Annotated in this window: 21 protein-coding genes; 11 read left to right on the forward strand and 10 right to left on the reverse strand. The window is 70.9% G+C overall.

The window, feature by feature from the left end:
• The first annotated feature begins 2 nt into the window (after nt 1-2).
• Nucleotides 3-1,574 (forward strand): glycosyltransferase family 39 protein, encoded by a 1,572-nt coding sequence (locus tag ACFQ7Q_RS14825; RefSeq protein ID WP_383554288.1) that lies wholly within the window; start codon nt 3-5, stop codon nt 1,572-1,574.
• Nucleotides 1,575-1,704: 130 nt separating this feature from the next.
• Here ACFQ7Q_RS14825 and ACFQ7Q_RS14830 read toward each other — a convergent pair whose 3' ends face one another.
• The 3 genes from ACFQ7Q_RS14830 to ACFQ7Q_RS14840 form a co-directional block, all read right to left on the reverse strand.
• Nucleotides 1,705-2,547 (reverse strand): DUF6227 family protein, encoded by an 843-nt coding sequence (locus ACFQ7Q_RS14830; protein WP_383554291.1) that lies wholly within the window; start codon nt 2,545-2,547, stop codon nt 1,705-1,707.
• A gap of 65 nt (nt 2,548-2,612) precedes the next feature.
• Nucleotides 2,613-3,695 carry a P1 family peptidase gene (locus ACFQ7Q_RS14835; RefSeq protein WP_383554294.1) on the reverse strand — a complete coding sequence of 361 codons (1,083 nt, stop codon included), beginning with the start codon at nt 3,693-3,695 and terminating at the stop codon, nt 2,613-2,615.
• Entirely contained in the window at nt 3,692-4,900 is a 1,209-nt protein-coding gene (locus tag ACFQ7Q_RS14840) for a low temperature requirement protein A (protein ID WP_383554297.1), read from the reverse strand. Before ACFQ7Q_RS14840 ends, ACFQ7Q_RS14835 begins: the two co-directional genes overlap by 4 nt.
• Before the next feature lie 211 nt (nt 4,901-5,111).
• Here ACFQ7Q_RS14840 and ACFQ7Q_RS14845 point away from each other — a divergent pair, with 211 nt between their 5' ends.
• The 8 genes from ACFQ7Q_RS14845 to ACFQ7Q_RS14880 all read left to right on the forward strand — a co-directional run bounded on the left by ACFQ7Q_RS14845 (nt 5,112) and on the right by ACFQ7Q_RS14880 (nt 12,474).
• Nucleotides 5,112-6,533 (forward strand): MFS transporter, encoded by a 1,422-nt coding sequence (locus ACFQ7Q_RS14845; RefSeq protein WP_383554301.1) that lies wholly within the window; start codon nt 5,112-5,114, stop codon nt 6,531-6,533.
• Nucleotides 6,534-6,657: 124 nt separating this feature from the next.
• Nucleotides 6,658-6,873 (forward strand): hypothetical protein, encoded by a 216-nt coding sequence (locus tag ACFQ7Q_RS14850; protein ID WP_383554304.1) that lies wholly within the window; start codon nt 6,658-6,660, stop codon nt 6,871-6,873.
• A 169-nt stretch (nt 6,874-7,042) separates the two neighbouring features.
• A complete protein-coding gene (locus tag ACFQ7Q_RS14855) occupies nt 7,043-8,119 on the forward strand; it encodes an MFS transporter (RefSeq protein ID WP_383554361.1) in 1,077 nt (358 codons plus the stop codon).
• The gene (locus ACFQ7Q_RS14860) at nt 8,116-10,431 is read left to right on the forward strand and encodes a molybdopterin oxidoreductase family protein (protein ID WP_383554307.1); all 2,316 of its coding nucleotides are present in this window, start codon (nt 8,116-8,118) and stop codon (nt 10,429-10,431) included. Before ACFQ7Q_RS14855 ends, ACFQ7Q_RS14860 begins: the two co-directional genes overlap by 4 nt.
• A gap of 8 nt (nt 10,432-10,439) precedes the next feature.
• Nucleotides 10,440-11,036 carry a 4Fe-4S dicluster domain-containing protein gene (locus ACFQ7Q_RS14865; RefSeq protein ID WP_383554310.1) on the forward strand — a complete coding sequence of 199 codons (597 nt, stop codon included), beginning with the start codon at nt 10,440-10,442 and terminating at the stop codon, nt 11,034-11,036.
• Nucleotides 11,036-11,692 carry a Rieske (2Fe-2S) protein gene (locus tag ACFQ7Q_RS14870; protein ID WP_383554313.1) on the forward strand — a complete coding sequence of 219 codons (657 nt, stop codon included), beginning with the start codon at nt 11,036-11,038 and terminating at the stop codon, nt 11,690-11,692. The genes ACFQ7Q_RS14865 and ACFQ7Q_RS14870 overlap by 1 nt, the downstream gene beginning before the upstream one ends.
• Complete coding sequence (locus ACFQ7Q_RS14875; RefSeq protein ID WP_383554316.1) at nt 11,689-12,144, forward strand: hypothetical protein; 456 nt, start codon at nt 11,689-11,691, stop codon at nt 12,142-12,144. Before ACFQ7Q_RS14870 ends, ACFQ7Q_RS14875 begins: the two co-directional genes overlap by 4 nt.
• A 108-nt stretch (nt 12,145-12,252) precedes the next feature.
• Nucleotides 12,253-12,474, forward strand: coding sequence for a hypothetical protein (locus ACFQ7Q_RS14880; protein WP_383554319.1), 222 nt, complete (start codon nt 12,253-12,255; stop codon nt 12,472-12,474).
• A 19-nt stretch (nt 12,475-12,493) separates the two neighbouring features.
• Here the strand turns inward: ACFQ7Q_RS14880 and mscL are convergent, their stop codons facing one another.
• The 6 genes from mscL to ACFQ7Q_RS14910 all read right to left on the reverse strand — a co-directional run bounded on the left by mscL (nt 12,494) and on the right by ACFQ7Q_RS14910 (nt 18,320).
• Entirely contained in the window at nt 12,494-12,982 is a 489-nt protein-coding gene (gene mscL, locus ACFQ7Q_RS14885; protein ID WP_383554322.1) for a large conductance mechanosensitive channel protein MscL, read from the reverse strand.
• A 111-nt stretch (nt 12,983-13,093) separates the two neighbouring features.
• Nucleotides 13,094-13,654 carry a hypothetical protein gene (locus ACFQ7Q_RS14890; RefSeq protein ID WP_383554325.1) on the reverse strand — a complete coding sequence of 187 codons (561 nt, stop codon included), beginning with the start codon at nt 13,652-13,654 and terminating at the stop codon, nt 13,094-13,096.
• A gap of 138 nt (nt 13,655-13,792) precedes the next feature.
• Nucleotides 13,793-14,644 carry an S-methyl-5'-thioadenosine phosphorylase gene (locus tag ACFQ7Q_RS14895; RefSeq protein ID WP_383554328.1) on the reverse strand — a complete coding sequence of 284 codons (852 nt, stop codon included), beginning with the start codon at nt 14,642-14,644 and terminating at the stop codon, nt 13,793-13,795.
• Nucleotides 14,645-14,763: 119 nt separating this feature from the next.
• Nucleotides 14,764-15,102 (reverse strand): FmdB family zinc ribbon protein, encoded by a 339-nt coding sequence (locus ACFQ7Q_RS14900; protein WP_383554331.1) that lies wholly within the window; start codon nt 15,100-15,102, stop codon nt 14,764-14,766.
• A gap of 68 nt (nt 15,103-15,170) precedes the next feature.
• Entirely contained in the window at nt 15,171-16,376 is a 1,206-nt protein-coding gene (locus ACFQ7Q_RS14905; RefSeq protein ID WP_383554364.1) for an MFS transporter, read from the reverse strand.
• A 423-nt stretch (nt 16,377-16,799) separates the two neighbouring features.
• Nucleotides 16,800-18,320 (reverse strand): potassium/proton antiporter, encoded by a 1,521-nt coding sequence (locus ACFQ7Q_RS14910; RefSeq protein WP_383554334.1) that lies wholly within the window; start codon nt 18,318-18,320, stop codon nt 16,800-16,802.
• A 271-nt stretch (nt 18,321-18,591) separates the two neighbouring features.
• Between ACFQ7Q_RS14910 and ACFQ7Q_RS14915 the strand changes: the two genes are divergently transcribed.
• Nucleotides 18,592-21,339: a penicillin acylase family protein gene (locus tag ACFQ7Q_RS14915; RefSeq protein WP_383554337.1), complete on the forward strand. Its 2,748-nt coding sequence runs from the start codon at nt 18,592-18,594 to the stop codon at nt 21,337-21,339.
• Nucleotides 21,340-21,345: 6 nt separating this feature from the next.
• On the opposite strand, the gene ACFQ7Q_RS14920 is transcribed toward ACFQ7Q_RS14915, so the two are convergent.
• Nucleotides 21,346-21,990 carry a 5-formyltetrahydrofolate cyclo-ligase gene (locus ACFQ7Q_RS14920; protein ID WP_383554339.1) on the reverse strand — a complete coding sequence of 215 codons (645 nt, stop codon included), beginning with the start codon at nt 21,988-21,990 and terminating at the stop codon, nt 21,346-21,348.
• Between the two features lie 55 nt (nt 21,991-22,045).
• Here ACFQ7Q_RS14920 and galU point away from each other — a divergent pair, with 55 nt between their 5' ends.
• Nucleotides 22,046-22,948 carry a UTP--glucose-1-phosphate uridylyltransferase GalU gene (gene galU / locus ACFQ7Q_RS14925; RefSeq protein ID WP_383554341.1) on the forward strand — a complete coding sequence of 301 codons (903 nt, stop codon included), beginning with the start codon at nt 22,046-22,048 and terminating at the stop codon, nt 22,946-22,948.
• Nucleotides 22,949-22,951: the final 3 nt, after the last annotated feature.

Raw genomic sequence — 22,951 nt, forward strand, 5'->3', positions numbered from 1 at the left:
CCGTGGGAACGCCCTCCTCCGTCGCCGCCGAGGTCCGGGATCCCGCCCCGGCCGCCACCCGCCGCCCCGCCGCGCCGCGCCGCGAGGGCGGCAAGCGGCACGGTGTCTGGCTGTGGCCGGCCCTCGTCACCCTCGCCCTGACGCTGTACGAGATCGACCACCCGCTGCTGTGGGAGGACGAGCTCAACACCTGGGACATGGTCACCCGCTCCACCGACCGTCTCCTCGACACGGTGGGGAACGTGGACGCGGTCCTGACCGCGTACTACCTGCTGATGCACGGGTGGACGGTCGTCTTCGGCGACTCCGTCACCGCCCTGCGGATGCCGTCCGTCCTCGCGATGACCGGTGCGGCGGCCTGCACGGCGCTGATCGGGCAGCGGCTGTTCGGCCGCCGTGCCGGACTCGCCGCGGGTCTGCTCTTCGCCCTCACCCCCGTGGTGGTCCGCTACGCCCACGAGGCCCGCCCGTACGCCCTGGTCGTCCTCGCCGTCGCGCTCGCCACGCTGGCGCTGCTGCGGGCCCTGGACCGGCCGGAGCGCGTGGGGCGCTGGGCCGCGTACGCCGGGTGCGTGGCCGCGGTCGGGCTGCTGCACCTGGTCGCGCTGACGGCGCTGGTCGGGCAAGTGGTCGTCGTGGCCGCATGGGCCCGCGTCGACCGCGCGCTCGCCGTGCGGGCGGGGCTCGCCGCACTGGCCGGGGTGGTCGCCGCCGCGCCGGTCGCGGTGCTCGGCAGCGGGCAGGCGTCCCGTCAGATCGCCTGGATCCCGAAACCGAACCTGGAGAGCCTGGCCGCCTTCCTCCCACAGCTGTACGCCTCCGGGACGTTCGCCGGGGCGGCGACGGTGCTGGCCGTGTCGGCCTGGGCGGAGCGCACGCGGGCCGGCCGCGCCGGCACGCCTGCGTCGACGCGCGGCTCCTGGCGGCCGGCGTCCTGGGGGCCTGTCCCGGCCGTGACCGCCATGGCCGTCCTGCCGGTCCTCGCCCTGTGGGCGGTCTCGCACGGCGACATCTCGTACTTCTTCTACCGGTACCTGCTCTTCACCCTGCCGGCGTGGGCGGTCCTGGCCGGTGCGGCGCTCGCCGCGCTGCGTTCCCGTGCCGTCCTCGCCGTCGCCCTGGTAGCCGTGGCCGTGCTGAGCCTGCCCGAGCAGCGGTCCGTGCGGGAGACGTACGCGCACTTCTGGCACGGGGTGGACTACAAGGGCGCCGCCGCGACCATCGCCAAGTACCACCGGCCGGGCGACGCCGTCGTGTACGACCGGGGCGAGGACTACTGGCGGCTGCTGGACCTGGGCGTCCGCCACTATCTGCCCGACGAACTGCGGCCCCGGGACGTCTTCCTGGCCCGCTCGGCCGCGGACCGCGCGGACCTGTGGTCCTCGGAGTGTCCGGACCCGGCGGCCTGCCTCGGGAGCGAGGCCCGGATCTGGCTGGTCGTGCCCGAGGGCGCGGCCGACCCGCTGGAAGCGCTGCCCGCTCCGCAGGCGCGCGCCCTGCGGAAGCACTACACCGCGACCGGCACCGAGCGCCTGACCGGCGTCACGGTGGCACTCCTGGTCCGCAAGCCCTGAGGCCGGCGGACGGCCCGGGCGGGCCGTCCGGTGTCCGGGCCCGGAGGAGAGACCGAGGGCGGCCGACGCGCTGAGCGCCGGCCGCCCTCGGCACGTACAGGGGAATCGCGCGGGGGGCCCGGCTCCCGCCTCACCGCACGCGCGCGCGGTGCTCCATCGCCTCGCGGGCCCGGTGCTCGTTCTCGTACACCTCGCACATGTGCCGGCCGTCCGGTGTCGCCGTGTGCTCGACCTCCCACAGGCTCAGTTCGCCGCCGTCGAGCAGCAGGAACGCATGCTCGTAGAGCGTGAATCCGGCGTCCCGGCCGCTCTCCACCGCGCACTGGCGGCCGAACGCCTGCGTGATGTGGTGTGCGAACGCCACCCGCAGTCTGCGTGCCGTCTCCTCGCCCGGCCGGTCCGCGTTCTCCGCGCGGCGCAGCACCCGGCGCGCGTGGTCCGCGGAGTTGTCCGGCTCGTACATCCGGGGTTGCGTCGGTATCGGGCGGGACAGCAGTGCGCTCAGCAGCTCCAGGTCCCCGTCCTCGTCGGAGTCCCGGCCGGGTGCGCGCTCGGTGCCCCAGCCGGGGTCGAGACCGCTCGGCAGCCGTGACGCGGCGAGCCGGGCCTCCGCCTCGTCCGCGTACAGCTCGTGCTGCTCGGCGCCGTCCCGGCCGGAGTTGTGCACCAGCTCCCACAGGCTGAGCGCCGTGCCGTCGGCGAGCAGATAGGTGTGGCGATGCGTGGTTCTGTGCAGCGACGCGCTGTGGTGCGAGGAGTACAGCGCGCTGGAGTGGGCGAGCGCCGTCTCCAGGCACTCGACCGTACTGTCGGGCAGATCGAAGGAGTTGAGCGCCCGGCCCAGGAGCCGCTCCACCTGCGTCTCGGTCGTCTCGTACGGATCGTGAGGATCCTGCGGATCGTTCAAGAGGGTCTCCAGGCCGTCGCCGCATGTCACTCGGTGCTTGCTTAACGTAGTCCCTGGGTCTGACATCGTGTCCGGGGTTCGGCAAAACGAAGGGGTCGCGCGGGAAGTTCCCGTCCGTCCGTCACGCGGTCTCAACTCCCCTTGTTGTAAAGGGAGTCGACAGCAGGCCCGGGTCCGTACAGCTCGCGGTACGAGGGGAAGTGGCCGCCCGGACCCGCGACTCCGTCGGCGGTCTCCAGGACCGCGCGCACGATCGCCCGGGTCACCGCGTCCGCGCCCGCCGCCAGGATCTCGTTCAGGGCGAGCGGACCGGCCTTCGCGTCCGGCTCCCGCTCCCCGGTCGCGAGGGCGAAGACGGTGTCCCCGTCGTTGAGGAGATGGACCGGACGGATGGCGCGTGCGATGCCGTCGTGCGCCGTCCCGGCGAACTTCTGCGCCTGCGCCCGCGTCAGGACGGCGTCGGTGGCGACGACCGCGAGCGTTGTGTTCAGAGGCGGCGGGGTGTTCTTCGCGCGGGCCTCGGCGAGGCGCCCCTGAGCGGCCTCGTGGACGGCCCCGTCCGGATACTCGGGCCGGCCCTGGAAGTACTGCCCGTACAGCGCTCCCGTCTCCGGGTCGACCGCCGAGCCGACCGCGTTGACGACGACCAGCGCACCTACCGTGATGCCCGAGTCCAGGGCCGTGCTCGCCGTGCCGACCCCGCCCTTGAGCCCCCCGACGACGGCGCCGGTGCCCGCGCCGACGGCGCCCGTCTCCACGCGCGCGTGGAGCTCCGTCGCCGCGGCGGCCTCCACCGCGGCGCGCCCCGTGGCCGCCCCCGGCCGGGCCGTGAAGTCGCCGCCCCGGCCCAGGTCGAAGACGCAGGCGGCGGGGACGACCGGGACCACGTGCGAGGGGTCAGGCCCGACCCGTACCCCTCGGCCCTGTTCCTCCAGCCAGGCCATCACTCCGGCCGCCGACTCGAGTCCGTACGCGCTGCCGCCGGTCAGGACCACGGCCTCGATCCGCTGGACGACGTTACGGGGGTCGAGCGCGTCGGTCTCCCGGGTGCCCGGTCCGCCGCCCCGTACGTCCACGCCCGCCACCGCCCCGCCCTCCGGGGCGAGGACGACGGTGGTGCCGCTGAGGGCGTTCGGCCCGTCCACGCGCGCGTGGCCGACCCGCAGTCCGGTCACGTCCGTGATGGCGTCGTGCGGTGCCTCGTTCTTCGTCATGGTCCTTGCGTACCACGGTCGTTCGGTCCGTGGCCGGGTCCGATGCCGCGCGACGCGGGGTTGCGCGAGGCCAGCGTCACCCCGACGGCCACCGTCGCCGCCGCGACGAGACCGGCCGCCAGGACCGCCCAGCGGCCGGCGAACGTGCACATCAGGATCGCCAGCGACGAGACGGGAAGGACGAGCTGCTGGGCGATACCGATCTTGAAGTAGCGGGCGTGCAGCAGCCATACGCAGAGCAGGAAGAGCGCAGAGGGGATCGTCACCGCGGAGGAGGCGGCGAGCGTGGAGATGTGGGCCTTGCCCACGGTCTGCTCGACGGCGATCTCGATGCCGGCGCCGATGGCGGCGGCGGAGGCGAAGATGAGGTAGTGGCCGTAGCCCCAGAGGAACGCCTTCCGGTTGGAGTGGAGGCGGACGTGGGCGGGGACGGCGAAGTAGATCCACCACGCGGCGTAGACGATCAGCAGGCCGCCGGCGGCGATCGGGAGCAGTTCGTCGAGGGCGTCGTACTCACTGACGCCCGTCTTCACCGCGACCGTCGCCGCCGCGATCGTCTCGCCGAGCACGATGATCGTGAACAGGCCGTAGCGCTCGGCGATGTGATGCGCGTGCCAGTGGGTCTTGGTGTCCTTCTCCGCGATCACCGGCACCGCCAGTTCGGCGACGATCATGACGAGGAAGATCCAGGGGCGGGCGGACTCGGGGGCCCAGAGGAGGAAGGTCCAGCCGATCTGGCAGAGGATCACGCCGCCCGCGTACCGGTGGCACATGGCGCGCTCGACCGGGTCCGTCGCGTGGTGCGCGGCGCGCAGCCACTGGAAGGAGAGGGCGAGCCGCATGACGACGTAGCCGAGCACGGCCACGAGGAAGTCGTCCTCGAAGACGCGGGAGACGCCTGCGGCGAGGATGAGGACACCGGCGATCTGGACGAAGGTGGCGACGCGGTAGAGGACGTCGTCGTTGTCGTAGGCGGAGGCGAACCAGGTGAAGTTCATCCAGGCCCACCAGATCGCGAAGAAGACCATCGCGTAGTGGGCGATGCCGTCGGCGGTGTGGTGCTCGGCGACCGCGTGCACGAGCTCGGCGCCGGCCTGGGCGACGGCGACGACGAAGCAGAGGTCGAAGAAGAGCTCGAGCGGCGTGGCGGCGCGGTGCGCCTCGGCGCGCGACCGCGCGATGAGGGGCAGGAACGGTTGCGTCATGCGCCCCAGGACACCACGAGCCCGCCACCCACCGGCGCGATCGGCACGCGGAGCCCTTGGGCGGGCGGGGCGGTGGGGGACCGGGATGTGCGAACGGCCCGGGACGGACGGGACCTCCGCCCGCCCGGGTCGCGACCATGGCCTCTGACCTGCCCTGGCGCGCGGGCGCAGCCTGGACGGGTAAGGAAGCCCCGATCCCCAGGGAAGCGCCATGAGTTCCGTACTCCAGGACACCAGAGCGGCGGGCGGACCGGCCCCCTCGTACGACGCGGAGCAGTACCGGCCCGGGAAGTCGATCACGGACTGGGAGCCGGAGAACGAGCTCTTCTGGCAGTCGATCGGCAAGCGCGTCGCGAACCGCAATCTGTGGATCGCGGTGCCGGCGCTCCTGGTGGCCTTCGTCGTCTGGCAGGTGTGGAGCGTCACCGCCACCAATCTGAAGGACGTCGGCTTCGGCTTCTCCACCTCGCAGCTTTTCTGGCTGACGGCCATCCCCGGGCTGACCGGTGGCGCCGCCCGGATCCTCTACACCTTCCTCGGCCCGATGGTCGGCCAGCGCCGCTTCACCGCGCTGTCGACGGTCGTGCTGATCGTCCCGCTGATCTGGCTGGGCATCGCGATCCAGGACCCGTCGACCCCGTACGCCGTGATGGTCGCCATCGCGGCCCTGTGCGGTATCGGCGGCGCCAACTTCGCCTCCTCGCTCGCGAACATCGGCTTCTTCTTCCCGAAGGCGAAGAAGGGCAGCGCGACCGGTGTCAACGGCGGGCTCGGCAACCTGGGCGTCTCGGCGGTCCAGCTGCTCACCCCGATCGTCATCACCTGGTCGACCATCGCGATCGGCACCGCCCAGCACACGGCGGACGGGACCCCGGTCCACCTGCAGAACGCGGCCTTCCTGTGGGTGCCCGTGCTGCTCGTCCTGGCGGCCGTGGCCTGGTTCGGGCAGAACGACCTCAAGGTGGCCTCCACCCCCTTCCGCCAGCAGAAGATCATCTTCAAGCGCAAGCACAACTGGCTGATGACCTGGCTGTACGTCGGCACCTTCGGCTCCTTCATCGGCTTCGCGGCCGCGCTGCCGATGCTGATCAAGACCACGTTCCCGGACTACTCGATCGCCACCTACGCCTGGATGGGCCCGGCGGTCGGCGCCCTGGCCCGGTGGGCGGGCGGCTGGATCGCCGACAAGTGGGGCGGTGCCCGGGTGACGATCCTGTCCTTCGTGGGCATGGCGGCCGCGATCATCGGCGTGATCACCTTCCTCCCGTCGGGATCCGACACGGGCAGCTTCTACGGCTTCTTCTTCTGCTTCCTCGCGGCGTTCTTCTTCTCCGGCATCGGCAACGGCTCGACCTTCCGCCAGATCCCGGTCATCTTCCGCGGCACCCATCTGAAGGGGCTCACGGAGGGCACTCCGGAGTACGGAAAGGCGCTGAAGCAGTCGGAGATGGAGTCCGGTGCGGTCACCGGTTTCACCTCGGGGATCGCCGCCTTCGGCTTCTTCTTCATACCGGCGCTCTTCGGCTCGATGGCCGTGACCAGCGCGATGTGGGGCTTCGTCGCCTTCTACGTCGGCTGCACGGTCGTGACCTGGTGGTTCTACGCCCGCAAGGGCGCGGAGGCACCGAGCTGACCCACCCGCTCTCCCCGTGCGAAAGGCCCCGCCCAGGCGGGGTCTTTCCGCTTTCCGGAGACGGGACCAACGGCCCTCGACCGGTGACCATTGCCGACCGTTCCGGGCGATCGGAAGGCGTGCAATGGAGGGGAGCGACGACGCGATCGGGATCGCCGCGTTCGCCGCCGGCCTGGGCAATGTCTCGCGCGTCGACATCCTCCCCTTCCACAAGCTCGGCGAAGCGAAGTGGCAGGCACTCGCCATGCCCTTCACCCTCCACGAAACGCCCTCCCCGACCCCCGAGCAGATGGCCGAGGCCCGAGCGCTCTTCCGCTATCACGGCCTGAACGCCATCTGAGCGACACCCTCACCCACTCGTACCCCAAAAGGGGTTCATCCCTGACATATCCCCTTACGGTGACCGGGTGACCGAGCCACCGCAGGGCCCCGTGGATCCAACGCCGGGCCGGCCCGCCCCGAACGCGCCCTCGACGACTCCGACGACGTCCGCGACGACGACCACGACCGTGCCCGAGGCGCCGTCGTCCCCGGGGCCCGCGCCCGTCGTCCAGACGCCCGCCGACGTGCGCCGGCGGGCCGTGCTCGCCGGCACCGCCGTCTCCGTGCTGCTGATCGTCGCGATCGTCCTCGGCAGCCGGCTCCTGCGCGACTTCGACTCGGCTCTCCTCCCGTACGCCGTCGCCACGGTCTTCCTGGCCTTCGGCGTCGCCTACCGCTACACCGTGTGGATCTCCGCCCCCGGCGCCCGCCGACTGTTCAAGCAGGGCTGGCGCTCCTTCTTCTCCGCCGCCAACTTCCGCAGGGCACCCACCGCCCTGCCGAAGATGATCGCCACCTATCTCGGCTTCCAGAAGTTCCTCGGCGCCCGATCGCACGCCCGCTGGGCGGCCCACCAGCTGATCTTCTGGGGCTGCATCCTGGCGGCCCTCATCACCTTCCCGCTCACCTGGGGCTGGTTCACCTTCACCTCCTCCACCGGCTCCGGGCCGGGTTACGAGATGCGGATCTGGGGCTTCAAGGTCCTCGGCTTCGACGCGCTGAACATCGTCGGCTGGCTGATGTTCCACGGCCTCGACATCGCCGCCGTCCTCGTCATCCCCGGCGCCTCCTACTTCCTGTGGCGCCGTATGAAGGACCGCGGCGCCATCACCGGTCAGCGCTTCGCCTACGACCTGGTCCCGCTGATCGCCCTCATCGTCATCTCCGTGACCGGGCTGCTGCTCACCTTCTCGTCGATCTTCCTGCACGGCGGCGGCTACGAGTTCCTGGCGATCCTGCACATGGTGTCGGTGGTCTTCACCCTCATCTACATCCCGTTCGGGAAGTTCTTCCACATCGTCCAGCGGCCCGCCGCCGTCGGCATGCAGCTGTTCAAGTACACCTCCCGGAAGAAGGGCGAAGAGGTCCTCCTCTGCCGTCGCTGCCAGGAGCCGATCGACACCCCTCCCTATGTCGAGAACCTCCAGGGCACCATGCGCGATCTGAAGCTCGGCTTCGACGCATGGACCGAGTACTGCCCCCGCTGCAAGCGCGTCCTGCGCGGCACCGCCTACCTCACCCACGTCAAGAAGGGCTTCAAGTGACGCAGCAGCAGGCAGGGCAGCACCCCCTTCCGCTCGACCCGTCCATCGCCCCGCCCGGTACCCGCAACTTCCGCGACGCCGGGGGCATCCCGGCCGACCGCTGGCACGCCGACCAGAACGGCGAGACGCTCGTCCCCACCCACTGCTGCTTCTGCGGCGTCCAGTGCGGCATGTACCTGCGCGTCGACAAAGGCGGCAAGGTCTTCGGCGTCGAACCCCGCAACCACGACATCAACCGGATGCGGCTCTGCCCCAAGGGCATCAACGCCTACCAGCAGGTCAACCACCCCGACCGGCTCACCTCCCCCCTCATGCGGAGCAACCGCGACGAGCCCTTCCGGGAGGCGAGCTGGGAGGAGGCGCTCGACTTCACCGTCGCCGAGATCCGCCGCATCCAGGCCGAGTACGGCAACGACTCCTTCGGCCTGCTCGGCGGAGCCAGCCTCTACTCGGAGAAGACGTATCTCGTCGGGAAGTTCGCCCGCGTCGCCCTGAAGACCCGGCACGTCGACTACAACGGCCGCCTGTGCATGGTGTCCGCCGCCGGCGCCAACAAGCTGTCCTTCGGCATCGACCGGGCCGGCAACCCGTTCTCCGACATCCTCCTCACCGACTGTCTCCTCATCGCCGGCTCCAACGTCGGCGAATGCTTCCCCGTGATGACGCAGTACCTCTGGGGGGCCCGGGACCGCGGCGCCTCTCTGATCGTCGTCGACCCGCGCGAGACGGCGATCGCCCGCACCGCCGACCTCCACGTCGCCCTCAGGCCCGGCACCGACTCCGCGTTCTTCAACGCCGTCCTCCACGTGATCGTCGCCGAGGGCCTCACCGACGAGGCATACCTCGCCGCGCACGCCACCGGCTGGGACGAGGTGAAGCGCACCGTCGAGGCGTACCCGCCCTCCCGCTCCGCCCAGATCTGCGGCGTGCCCGAGGAACAGATCGTGCAGACCGCCCGGATGTTCGCCGGCGCCGGCAAGGCGATGGCCTGGCATGCGCGCGGCGTCGAGCACCACTCCCAGGGCGTCGAGAACTGCCTGACGATCATCAACCTGTGCACCGCCACCGGGAACATCGGCAAACCCGGCGCCGGCTACGGAACGATCACCGGCCAGGGCAACGGTCAGGGCGGCCGCGAGCACGGCCAGAAGTCCGACCTGCTGCCGGGCGGCCGCTCCATCACGAACCCCGAGCACCGCCGCCAGATCTGCGAGATCTGGGGCATCGAGGAGTCCGAACTCCCGCCCGCCGGCACCTCCATGATGGAGATGGTCTGGCAGATGCAGCGCGAGGAGATCCGCGGCCTGATCGGCATCTGCAACAACCCCTTCGTCTCCCTCCCCAACTACGCGACCGTCAAGAACGGTTACGACACCCTCCAGTTCCACGCCCAGTTCGACTTTTTCCTCTCCGAGACCGCCGCCAACGCGCACGTGGTCTTCCCCGTCACCGTCTGGGCCGAGGACGAAGGCGTCATGGCCAACGCCGAGGCCCGGGTCGTCAAGCACAACAAGGCCCAGGAACCGCCCGCCGGAGTCCGCACCGACACCTGGGTGATCTGCGAGCTCGCCAAACGCCTCGGCGCCGGCGACAAGTTCGTCTTCCCCGACTCCCGCTCCGTCTTCGAGGAGCTCCGCATCGCCTCCGCCGGAACGGTCAACGACTACTACGGCATCACCTACGAACGCCTGGAGGAGACCGGCGGGATCGCCTGGCCCTGCCCCTCCACCGACCACCCGGGCACCCCGCGCCTCTTCGAGGACGGCAGGACCTACCACCCGGACGGCAAGATCCATCTGCAGGTCGTCGAATGGCACCCGCCCATGGACCCGTACAGCGAGGAGTACCCCCTCTCGCTCACCACCGGCCGCACCGTCGCCCACTTCCTCTCCGGCAACCAGACCCGCCGCCTGGGCGCCCTCGTCGAACAGACCCCACGCCCCTGGGTCGAGGTCCACCCCTCCCACGGCTTCCGCAACGGCGACCCGGTCCGCGTCGTCACCCGCCGCGGCAGCGAGGTCTTCCCCGCCCTGGTCACCGAGGCGATCCGCCCCGACACCGTCTTCGTGCCGTACCACTGGCCGGTCCCCACGGCCGCCAACGCCCTCACCATCGACGCCCTCGACCCGCGCTCGAAGATCCCCGAGTACAAGGTCTGCGCCGCCCGCATCGAGGCCGCGGAGCGGATCGACGAGGTCCCCGCACCGCCGACCGCGCCGGGACACGTCGCCTACCCCGAGACCCAGGTCTCCCGCACCGACCCCCTGCCCCCCACGTCCCCGCAGGGCCGTGGCACCGCGGAGAGGAGCTGACGCCGCTCATGATGGGCCGCACGATCTTCATCGACCCCGGGCGCTGCATCGGATGCCAGGCGTGCGTCTCGGCCTGCCGCGAGTGCGACTCGCACCGCGGCAAGTCGATGATCCACCTCGACTACCCCGACGAGGGCCACTCCGTCGCCTCCCTTCCCACGGTCTGCATGCACTGCGAGGACCCGGTCGCGCCCTGCGCCGAGGTCTGCCCCGCCGACGCGATCCTCGTCACCGCCGACGGGGTGGTGCAGCAGGCGGACACCACCCGCTGCATCGGCTGCGCCAACTGCGTCAACGCCTGCCCCTTCGGTGTCCCCAAGATCGACCTCCAGGCGAAGCTGCAGATGAAGTGCAACCTCTGCTACGACCGCACCGCCTATGGCCTCGCCCCGATGTGCGCCACCGTCTGCCCCACCGGCGCCCTCTTCTACGGAACCCTCGACGAGCTCCGCGCCGAACGCCCCGGCGTCCAGGTCGCCGACTCGTTCACCTTCGGCACCACCACCGTCTCCACGGGAGTGGCGATGGTCGTCCCCGCCGACAAGGTCCAATGGCCGGTCCCCGGTGGCCTCCCCGTCGTCGAGATCAACGGAAGGGCCGTCTGATGAGCGTCACCGAACAGCCCCCCGCCGACGGCCCCGAAGCGGCCGACGCCGCCCAGGAGGCGCTGCACGACCGCATCGCGGCGGACTCGCTCAACACCCGGCGCGACTATCTGCGGATCGTCGCCACCGTCTCCGGCGGCCTCGCCATCGGCGGCATCGGCGTCGCCTCCGGCATCCTGCACCGCCACGGAGACTCGGACGGGGCGCCCGAGGTCAAGAAGATCGCCGACCAGCTGCTGCCCGGCGAGTCCCTCGCCTTCCGCTACCCGGAGCAGGAGGACCGGGCGGTCGCCATCCGCCTGGAGGACGGCACCCTCGCCGGCTACTCGGCCGTCTGCACCCATCTCGCCTGCGCCGTGCTGTGGCGCAACGACCGGGGCAGCGAGGGCGAGCTGTACTGCCCGTGCCACGAAGGAATCTTCGACGCCCGTACGGGAGAGGTGACCGCGGGCCCGCCACCGCGCGCACTGCCCAAGGTGCTCCTGGTGGAGGAGACCGACGGCAGTGTCTGGGCCGTCGGCACCACCCGCTCCGGGGAGAGCGTCCAGGAGGGGCTGTGCCGCCAGCTCGGCGCGGACCGACCGGACCTGGCCGAGCGCCTCGGCTGCCCGGGAGCCTCGGCGGGCGGAGCGGGCACGAGGAGTGAGCGGACATGACCGACAGCCCGTTCCCCCGCGATCCGGAGGCCCCCGACGCCGGCGGGGACCAGCCTCCCGCCGAGGACCATGCCCAGGCTCCCGCATCCGGGACCGAGCTGCCGCCGCGCCCCGCGTACACGCCGGGCAGCGCGCAGCCGCGTCTGAACCGTCCCGTCCACGAGCGCTATCCGCAGATCCGGCCGACCAGCGGCTACGGCGACCCGCGGATCCGCCACACCGGCCCCGGCCCCGGCGCCGGCACAGAGCAGGAGCCCGAGCGCTCGTCGAAGCTGAGCGCCCGTCTCGCCCTGGCCCTCACGGTCGTCATCGGCCAGCTGTGGGGTCTGACGATCGTGGTCGACGAGTGGATGGCGGGTGACACCGGCACGGCCTGGTGGGGCGCCGGCTTCCTGGTCCTGTCGTTCCTCGTCGTCCTCGGCCTGTGGCTGCTCGACCCGAAGGACCGCTGACCGAAGCGGGGAGACCCGCCGACGGAAGCGGAAGGACCCCTCCGACCGAGGCGGAAAAACCGCTGATCGAGGCGGTACGAGGCCGAATGACCGGCGTACCCTGGAGGTATGAGCACCGCCCCCGCCCACGGACCGCGAGACGCGAAGCAGCCCGGCACACAGCCCATCCCCGAGAATTCCACGAAGCCGAAGCTGATCTTCGACGATCCACTGGACCAGCAGTCCGCGGACGATACGGACCGCGGGTGGGGCGAGCGGCCTCCCGGCGGTAGTGACAGCGCCGCCGATCTCGCGCGCTTCCTCGAAGAGAAGCCGCCGCACCACCTCTGACGCCGGTGCGAGTCGCCGGCTAGGGGGTGGGGTGCGTCCCCGCTCCGGCGCTCGAGCTCGGGCCGCGCTGGGAGATCAGGTGGTCGCGGATCTCCTTGAGGACCTCCAGCTCGCTGACCTCCATGATCTCCTGGACGCCCTCCCGGGCCTTCTCCGCGTCCGTCCGCCGGGCCAGGTACTTCGCCATGGGCAGGACCATCAGGAAGTAGACGACGGCGGCGGTGATCACGAAGCTCAGGGTGGCGCTGAGGACCAGCCCCCACTCGATCTGGATGCCCTGCACCTCGCCGTTCACGACCTGGCAGCTGCCCTTCAGGCAGGACTTGTAGCCCTCCAGATCCTTGGTGCCGAAGGCACCGACCACCGGGCTGATGACACCCTTGACGACCGCGTTCACGATGTTGGTGAACGCGGCACCGATGACGACCGCCACCGCCAGATCGATCACGTTGCCGCGCATCAGGAAGGCCTTGAAGCCTGCCATCACGCTTTCCTTCTTCGGAGTCACCGGGGCGCCTTTCGTTCGGTGTGCAGTTGGCGGAGCCATTAGGCCGCGAACGGCGCAGAGGCGTCCAATCCGTACACACGGAACGGTTACTTGACAGACAACCCGTGCGAATCAGCACAGTGTCACCGCCAGTTGGGAGGTGACGCCCGCACCCGCCAGGGCCGTCGCCGTCGACCGTGGAACGGACAGGACGACCAAGGCCCCATCGTCGAGACGAGTCTCACCCGTGCGCGGGACTTCGGCCACCCGAGCGCCCGCCGCGACCAGTCGGGCCGTACCGCCCCCGGCCATCGACGAGTTGGGGGCGGCGATCACGTCGACCCGGTCGCCGGGGCGCAGCAGCCGCACGGTCGCCGCGTCCGCGATCCGTACCGGCGCCGACACCAGCCGCGCCGCGACCGGCCGGCGCTGCTCCTTCACCGCCGGGCGCGTCGGCGGACCGGCGGACACCTCGCCCCCGCCCGCCACCGCCAGCGCGGCCGCGCTCATCGCGAGGACCACGGCAGGGGCCCGCCGTCGGCGCCGCAACACCCGGCGCAGCCGCTGCCGCCCGCCACGCACCCGCAGGGGCTCGAACAGCGGGACGCCGCACGTCTCGGGAACGGGCGAGAGGAACGGAACGGGCGAGAGGAACGGAGCGGGGGAGTGGCCGGGAGGAGGAGAGGTCGTCATCGCGCGAACCGCCTGTCAGGAGTCGAGCCCCCGGACCGTCCGGAGAGCCGCTCCCACCATCCCGGCTCCGCGAACATCCCGCTCCCGCCTGTGGATCAGCGTGAAGCTGTGGACAACTCCCTCACCCGCCAAGGGGATTCACGGCAGCTCGATCCCCAGGTCCCAGCCGTCATGGGCATGGGTGCACAGGCAGTCCCGGTCCGCCGTGTCCGGCAGGGCCCCGACCGCGTCGAAGAGCACCTCCCGCAGCCGTCCCACGTTCGCGCCGAACACCCGCAGCACCTCGGTGTGGGAGACCCCCTCGCCCGTCTCCGCGCCCGCGTCGAGGTCCGTGACCAGCGCCAACGAGGTGTAGCAGAGCCCCAGTTCCCGGGCGAGGATCGCCTCCGGGTGCCCGGTCATCCCCACCACCGCCCATCCCGCCGCCGCGTGCCAGCGGGACTCGGCCCGGGTCGAGAACCGCGGTCCCTCGACGACGACCATCGTGCCGCCGTCCACCGGCTCCCAGCCCCGCCCCCGGGCCGCCTTCAGGGCCACCCGCCGCCCGTCCGGGCAGTAGGGGTCGGCGAAGGTGGTGTGCACGACGTTCGGCACGGCGCCGCCCCAGGCCTCCGGCAGCGGCTCCCCGTCGAAGTACGTCTGCGTCCGCGTCTTCGTGCGGTCCACCAGCTGGTCCGGTACGAGCAGCGTGCCGGGGCCGTACTCCTCCTGCAGCCCGCCCACCGCGCACGGCCCGAGCACCTGCCGTACGCCCAGCGAGCGCAGCGCCCAGAGGTTGGCGCGGTAGTTGATCCGGTGCGGCGGCAGGGTGTGGCCGCGGCCGTGCCGGGGCAGGAACGCGACCTGCCGTCCCGCGATCTCGCCGAGGAAGAGGCTGTCGCTCGGGCTGCCGTACGGGGTGTCCACGGACACCTCCGTCACGTCCTCCAGGAAGGAGTAGAAGCCCGAGCCGCCGATCACACCGATGTCCGCGTACGCGTTGGTCGCCATGGCCGTCAGATTAACCGCCTCCACGGCGCGGCCCCCGTGACACCGCCCCTGCGGTCCTGCCCCCACAACGCCGAGAGCCCCACCGCGCACAGGCGGCAGGGCTCTCGCGAGAACCTGGATCAGGCGGCCGAGCTGGAGGAGCTCGAGCTCGACGACGAGCTCGAAGCGGACGAGCTCGACGAGGCGGCCGGCTTCGCGTCCGAGGACGCGGACGAGCCGGACGACGAGGACGTGGAAGAAGTCGTGGAGGACTTCGACGCGGGGGAGCTGCTGGACGACGAGCCGCGGCTGTCGTTCCGGTAGAAGCCGGATCCCTTGAAGACGATGCCGACCGCCGAGAACACCTTCTTCAGGCGTCCCTTGCAGCTGGGGCACTCGGTCAGCGCGTCATCGGTGAACTTCTGCACCGCCTCGAGGCCCTCGCCGCACTCGGTGCACTGGTACTGGTAGGTCGGCACTTGTCTTCCTCCTGGCACTCACACTCATCGAGTGCTAACGACGATCCATAGTGACCTATTCCGCGGGATCAGTCCACCGTCACCGGCACTCGGTGACCGATACCACGTGCCGCGACCCGCCGCGACGACCGGGGGGCCAGCCGCGAGCGCAGCGCGAGAAGGGTGGCCAGCGCGAGCGCGGTACCGACCAGCGGCACCAGGAATCCGGTGCTCGCGCCGTGCTCGTCGGCGAGCCGGCCGGCGACCGTCACGGCCGCCGCCTGACCCAGCGCCACGGCGCCCGTGAGCCAGGTGAAGGCCTCGGTGCGGGTGGAGGCCGGGACCAGGGTCTCGACGATGGTGTAGCCGGTGATCAGGGCCGGGGCGATGCACAGACCCACGACCAGGCCGAGGGCGCCGAGCAGCAGCACGGAGTGCGCGGACCAGAGCAGCGAGGCGGCCACGGTCAGTCCGGCGTAGCCCAGGATCAGACGCTTGCGCGGGCCGATCTTCCAGGCGACGGCGCCGCATGCGATGCCCGCGAGCATGTTGCCCGCGGCGAAGATCCCGTAGAGCAGGCCGTTGGCGCCGGGGTTGCCGATCTCCTCGGAGAACGCGGTCAGCGAGACCTGCATCCCGCCGAAGACCGAGCCGATGCCCAGGAAGGCGATGGCCAGGACCCGGACGCCCGGGATGGACAGGGCGGAGACGCGCGGCTCGCCGGAGGCGGCGGACATGAGCCCGTGGGCGGGCTGGGTGCGCCGCTGCGCGGCGAAGAACAGGCCGCCGAAGAGCGTGAGCGCCGCCTCGGCGATCAGACCGGCCGCCGGGTGGACGCCGGTGCAGAGCGCGGTGGCGAGCACCGGGCCGACGACGAAGGTGAACTCGTCCGTGACCGACTCGAAGGCGGCGGCCGTCGGCATCAGCGGGGAGTTCTCCAGCTTCGCCGCCCAGCGGGCCCGGACCATCGGCCCGACCTGCGGGACGGAGGCGCCGGCCGGTACGGCGGCGAGGAACAGGGCCCACATCGGGGCGCCCGCCAGGGCGAGCACCACGAGCAGGGAGACCGCGGTGGAGTGGATGAGCACGCCGGGGACCAGGACGGCCCGCTGGCCGAAGCGGTCGGCGAGCTTGCCGCTCTGCGGGGCGAAGAGCGCCATGGAGACGCCGGTGACGGCGGCGACCGCGCCCGCGCTGCCGTACGAGCCGGTGGTGTGCTGGACGAGCAGGACGATGCCGATCGTCAGCATCGCGAACGGCTGCCGGGCGGCGAAGCCGGGGAGCAGGAAGGACAGGGCTCCGGGGGTACGAAGGAGCTGTCCGTAGCCGGCGCGCTTGCCGCTCTTGGCGGCGCGCCCGCCCGCCTTCGCGGGCGCTTCGGGCGCCGCGGAGCGTTCGGGCGCTGCGGGCGCCTGGGGCTCCGAGGCCGCCGCGGGCGCGTCAGGCCGAGGGTCGGTGACCGTGGACACCACGGTCCTTGCCTTTCTGCCGCCTGGTAGCGCGCCCGTGCACGGTGGTGCGGGTGCCGCCGAGAGCTGTCCTCATGCGCGGAACTGCGGTAGATACCGGGCCTCGCTGCGGAGGACGTCACGGCCGCCATACGGTCGCGCCAGCTCTGCGTCAGGCAGAGTTGGTTCGATCAAGTGTGCCTTCATGGTACAGGGAAGGGCGTCTTTCCGCCTGGGAAAACGCCCTTCGATCTGAATCTATGCCTGTGATTAACCGGACGTTCGCTTTCCGCCCGGCAGATGCGGCCCGTGCCAGTGCTTGTGGCCCCGCTCGGAGACCGCCGTGGAGCCGCCCGTCCCGAGCCATCCGGCCAGCTTTCCGCCCTGCCCGACGGCGCGCAGCCGCCGCTCGGTGGCGTCCCGTACCGGGTCCGTCGCGACGACGAGCAGTTCGTCGCCGTGCCGCAGCACGGTCGCAGGACCGGGCACGAAGCTCGTCTCCTCCCGTACGACGAGGGTGACCGCGGCCCCGGCCGGGAGGCGCAGCTCCGCGACCTCCACGCCGTGCATCTTCGAGCCCTCCGGGATGGCGACGGACAGCAGATGCCCGCGCAGCCGCTCCAGCGGCGCCGACTCGACGCCCAGGTCGGCCGCCTCGGAGGAGTCGCCCAGCTTCAGCGCCCGGGCCAGCCAGGGCAGCGTCGGCCCCTGCACCAGCGTGTAGACGACGACGAGGACGAAGACGATGTTGAAGACCCGCTCGCTGCCCTCGATCCCGTAGACCATCGGGATCGTGGCGAGAATGATGGGGACGGCTCCGCGCAGGCCGGCCCAGGACATCAGGGCCTTCTCCTGCCAGGGGATCCGGAACGGCAGCAGGCTGACGAGGACCTCCATGGGCCGCGCCACCATCGTCAGGACCAGGCCGATGATCACCGCCGGCCAGAAGTCGTGGACCAGCTTGGACGGGGTCACCAGCAGGCCGAGCAGGACGAACATGCCGATCTGGGCGATCCAGCCGAGGCCTTCGGCGAAGCCGCGGTTGGCCGGGGCGTGCGGCAGTTTCGCGTTGCCGAGGACCATCGCGGCCAGATAGACGGCGAGGAAGCCGGAGCCGTGGGCCAGGGCGCCCGCCGCGTACGCGACCACCGCGATGGCCATGACGGCGATCGGGTAGAGGCCGGAGGCGGGCAGGGCGACGTGCCTCAGGCCGAAGGAGCCGATGAAGCCGACCCCGAGGCCGACGGCGGCGCCGATGGCCAGTTCCATGGCGATGGTGCCGACAAGGACGTACCAGCTGTCGATGGGGCCCGCCGTCGAGAACGCGACGACGAGGATGACGACCGGGGCGTCGTTGAAGCCGGACTCGGCCTCCAGGACACCGGTCACCCGCGAGGGCAGCGGCACCTTGCGCAGGACGGAGAAGACGGCGGCGGCGTCGGTCGAGGAGACGACCGCGCCGATGATCAGCGCCTGCCGCCACTCCAGGCCCACCAGATAGTGGGCGGCCGCGGCCGTGATGCCCACGCTCACCGCGACGCCGACGGTCGACAGCACGACCGCCGCGGGCAACGCGGGTTTGATCTCCTTCCACTTCGTGCCCAGGCCACCTTCGGCGAGGATCACGACAAGTGCGGCGTAGCCGATCACCTGGGTCAGTTCGGCGTTGTCGAAGGCGACGTTGCCGATCCCGTCCTGCCCGATGGCGACCCCGATCCCGAGGTACAGGAGCAGGCTGGGGAGCCCGCTCCGGGACGAGATCCGCACCGCCGCGACGGCGATGAGCAGCACGAGCGAGCAGATGAGCAGGAGTTCATTGAGCTGGTGGACAGTCAGCGGGCGATCCTTCCCCTCGCGTGCGGCCGGATCGTTCCTCCAGCAGCCGGTACTTCGTTACCTTACCTAATCTTTAACGCTTTCTTGACGCTCTCTTGGCGTCTCTCCCGGTCTCTCCTCGATCATTCGTGCGGTCCGCTTATCGACACCCCGTCCGGGCCGCGCGGACGCTGCGCCTAAGGTTGCTCCCGTACTCCAGGACCACCCTGCCCCTCGAAGGACAGAGATGCCCTCCAACACGACCGCGCCTCCCGCCAAGAAGAAGGGGCGACGTGCCCCGCTGATCGTCCTCGTCCTGGTCCTCGCACTGGTGGCGGGCGTCGGCTACGGCGGGTACTGGGGCGTCAGCACTGTCCGGGCCTCGTTCCCGCAGACCACGGGCGAACTCCGGCTCGACAAGCTCTCCGGCCCGGTCGAGGTCAAGCGCGACGCCTACGGGGTTCCGCAGATCTACGCGGACACCGAGGCCGACCTCTTCCGCGCCCAGGGCTTCGTCCAGGCCCAGGACCGCTTCTACGAGATGGACGTCCGCCGTCACATGACGTCGGGGCGCCTGTCCGAGATGTTCGGCAAGGACCAGGTCGACACCGACGCCTTCCTGCGCACCCTGGGCTGGCGGCAGGTCGCACAGCAGGAGTACGACAAGGTCCTGTCGGCGGAGACGAAGAAGAACCTCCAGGCCTACGCCGAGGGCGTCAACGCCTATCTCAAGGACCGGGACCCCTCGGACATCTCGGTCGAGTACGCGGCACTGGCGTTCTCCAACGACTACGAGATCGAGCCCTGGACCCCCGTCGACTCGGTGGCCTGGCTCAAGGCGATGGCCTGGGACCTGCGCGGCAACATGCAGGACGAGATCGACCGCTCCCTGATGACGAGCCGGCTGAGCGCCGCGCAGATCAAGGAGCTGTACCCGCAGTACCCGTACGACCTGCACCAGCCGATCGTCGAGGGCGCGGGCAAGGGCGGCGGCTCCGGCGACGCCGACGACGCGACCACCGGCACCGGCGGCTCCACCGAAGGCGCCGGCACCAACGGCGCCACGAACGGCAGCGCGGACGGCGCCCTGGAGGGGACGCAGTCCCAGCTCGGCGCGCTCTCCGACGCGCTCGACGAGATCCCCGCGCTGCTCGGCCCCAACGGCAACGGCATCGGCTCGAACTCCTGGGTCGTCTCCGGGAAGTACACGACCTCCGGCAAGCCGCTGCTCGCCAACGACCCGCACCTCGCGCCGATGCTGCCGTCCCTCTGGTACCAGATGGGGCTGCACTGCCGCTCCGTCTCGGCGACCTGCCGCTACGACGTCGCCGGCTACACCTTCTCCGGTACGCCCGGCGTGATCATCGGCCACAACGACACCATCGCCTGGGGCCTCACCAACCTCGGCGCCGACGTCACCGACCTCTACCTGGAGAAGGTCGGGGACGCGGGCTACCTCGTCGACGGCAAGGTCAAGCCGTTCGCGACCCGCGACGAGGTCATCGAGATCGCGGGCGGCGGCAGCCGGAAGATCACGATCCGCTCGACCGGCAACGGCCCGCTCGTCTCCGACCGCTCCTCGGATCTGGAGAAGGTCGGCCAGAAGGCGCCGGTCGGCAACGCCGCCCCGGACCGGGGCACCGGCTACGCCGTCTCCCTCCGGTGGACGGCCCTGCAGCCCGGCAAGTCCATGGACGCGATCTTCGAACTCAACCGCGCCAAGAACTTCAAGCAGTTCCGCGCCGCGGCCGAGCACTTCGAGGTCCCCTCCCAGAACCTGATCTACGCCGACGCCGAGAACATCGGCTACCAGGCGCCCGGCAAGATCCCGGTCCGCGCCAAGGGCCACGACGGCACCGTGCCCGCGCCCGGCTGGGACTCCTCGTACCAGTGGAAGGGCTACATCCCGTACGACGAGCTGCCGTACGAGGAGAACCCCGACCGCGGCTACATCGTCACCGCCAACCAGGCCGTCGTCGACGCCGACAAGTACCCCTACCTCCTCACGCAGGACTGGGGTTACGGCTCGCGCAGCCAGCGGATCAACGACCTCATCGAGTCGAAGACCAAGGACGGCGGCAAGATCTCGCCGGACGACATGCGGACCATGCAGATGGACAACCGCAGCGAGATCGCGACCCTCCTCAACCCGCTCCTGCTGAAGATCGACGTCTCGGACCCCTACGTCCGCGAGGCGCAGAAGCTGCTGGAGGGCTGGGACTACACCCAGGAGCCCGACTCGGCCGCCGCCGCGTACTTCAACGCGGTCTGGCGCAACGTCCTCAAGCTCGCCTTCGGCGACAAGCTGCCCAAGGAGCTGCGGGCCGAGGGCGACTGCATCAACGTCCGCCCGGCCGACTCCACCGGCCTCCCGGTCGACGAGCAGAACAAGCGGGTTCGGGAGTGCGGCGAGCGTGACGGCGACACCGCGCAGCCGGACGGCGGCGACCGCTGGTACGAGGTGGTCCGCCCGCTCCTCAAGCAGGAGAACAGCGACTGGTGGAAGACCGAGGCCAACCGCACCGACCAGGCCACCGAGAACCGTGACCAGCTGCTCGCCCGCGCCATGGAGGACGCGCGCTGGGAGCTGACCGCCAAGCTCGGCAAGGACGTCTCCACCTGGAGCTGGGGCCGGCTGCACCAGCTGACCCTGAAGAACCAGACCCTCGGCACCGCGGGACCGGGCTTCGTCCAGTCGCTGCTCAACCGCGGCCCCTGGAACCTGGGCGGCGGCGAGGCGGCCGTGAACGCGACCGGCTGGAACGCGGCCGGCGGCTACGACGTCGTCTGGGTCCCGTCGATGCGGATGGTCGTCAACGTGGGCGAATGGGACAGGTCACGCTGGATCAACCTGTCCGGTGCCTCGGGGCACGCCTACCACTCGCACTACACCGACCAGACCGAGGCGTGGACCAAGGGCGAACTGCTCGACTGGTCCTTCGGCAAGGCGGCGGTCGACGCCTCGACGAAGGAGACGCTGGTCCTCAAGCCGTAGCAGGCTTCAGGGGCGCGCGAAGCGCCTGACCCCCTCCGGGGTCACCACCGCGTGCACGGGGTGGTCGTGCGGTTCCTCTGGGACCCGGGCGACCACCTCGTTCGCGTAGAGGAGGACCACCAGGGACGGACGGGCGTCCGCCCGCGCGAGCCGGGCGAGCACGCGGTCGTACGAGCCGCCGCCCCGGCCCAGGCGCATCCCGCGCTCGTCGACCGCGAGCCCGGGCAGCAGCACCACGTCCGCCTCGCACACCGTCTCCGGGCCCAGCCGCGGCCCCGTCGGCTCCAGCAGGCCCCGGCCCGCCTTCGCCAGGCTCTCCGCGCCCTCGTACGCGGCCCAGTCCAGGTCGTTGTCGGGCAGCAGCACCGGCAGCAGGACACGGACGCCCCGCTCGCGCAGTACGTCGAGCAACGCGCGCGTGCCCGGCTCGCGGCCGACCGACACATAGGCGGCGACGGTCGACGCCCCCGCCAATTCGGCCAGTTCTCGCGCACCCCGGGCGAACAGCTCCCCGGTGGATTCGGCATCATGAAGGGTCAGCTGGGCGCGGGCGGCGAGCAGGCGACGACGCAGGGCGGCCTTTTCGGACGTATCGCCCGTCACAGGGAACTCACGTGATGTCACGAACCTCTCGTATCCCTCTTTATCCATGGGAAGTCAATGGGAGGCCCATCTTCCTCTCATATCGAACAGCTATCATGCGCCCATGACTCAGTCCCCCACCAGGATCAGCAAGGCTGTCATCCCGGCCGCCGGTCTCGGCACGCGCTTCCTTCCGGCCACCAAGGCCACGCCGAAGGAGATGCTCCCGGTCGTCGACAAGCCCGCGATCCAGTACGTCGTCGAGGAGGCGGTCACCGCCGGCCTCTCCGACGTCCTCATGATCACCGGCCGTAACAAGCGTCCCCTCGAGGACCACTTCGACCGGAACTATGAGCTGGAGGAGGCGCTGACCCGCAAGGGGGACGCGGAGCGCCTCTCCAAGGTGCAGGAGTCCAACGATCTCGCGACCATGCACTACGTGCGCCAGGGCGACCCGCGCGGTCTCGGACACGCCGTGCTCTGCGCGGCCCCGCACGTCGGCGACCAGCCCTTCGCCGTGCTGCTCGGCGACGACCTGATCGACCCGCGCGACCCGCTGCTCTCCCGGATGGTGGAGGTCCAGGAGCGGGAGGGCGGCAGCGTGATCGCGCTGATGGAGGTCGAGCCGTCGCAGATCCACCTCTACGGCTGCGCCGCCGTCGAGGCGACGATCGACTCGGACGTCGTGAAGGTGACGGACCTCGTCGAGAAGCCGTCCCCCGCCGAGGCGCCCAGCAACTACGCGATCATCGGCCGCTATGTGCTCGACCCCGCCGTCTTCGGGATAATCCGCGAGACCGAGCCGGGCCGCGGCGGCGAGATCCAGCTGACCGACGCCCTGCAGAAGCTGGCCAAGGACGAGAAGATCGGCGGCCCGGTCCACGGTGTCGTCTTCAAGGGCCGGCGCTATGACACCGGTGACCGCGGGGACTATCTCCGTGCCATTGTCAGACTCGCGTGCGAACGTGATGACCTGGGCCCGGACTTCCGGACCTGGCTTCGCAGTTACGTCACCGAGGAGATGTAGCCA

The organism is Streptomyces sp. NPDC056527 (assembly GCF_042794475.1).
Classification (GTDB): Bacteria; Actinomycetota; Actinomycetes; order Streptomycetales; family Streptomycetaceae; genus Streptomyces.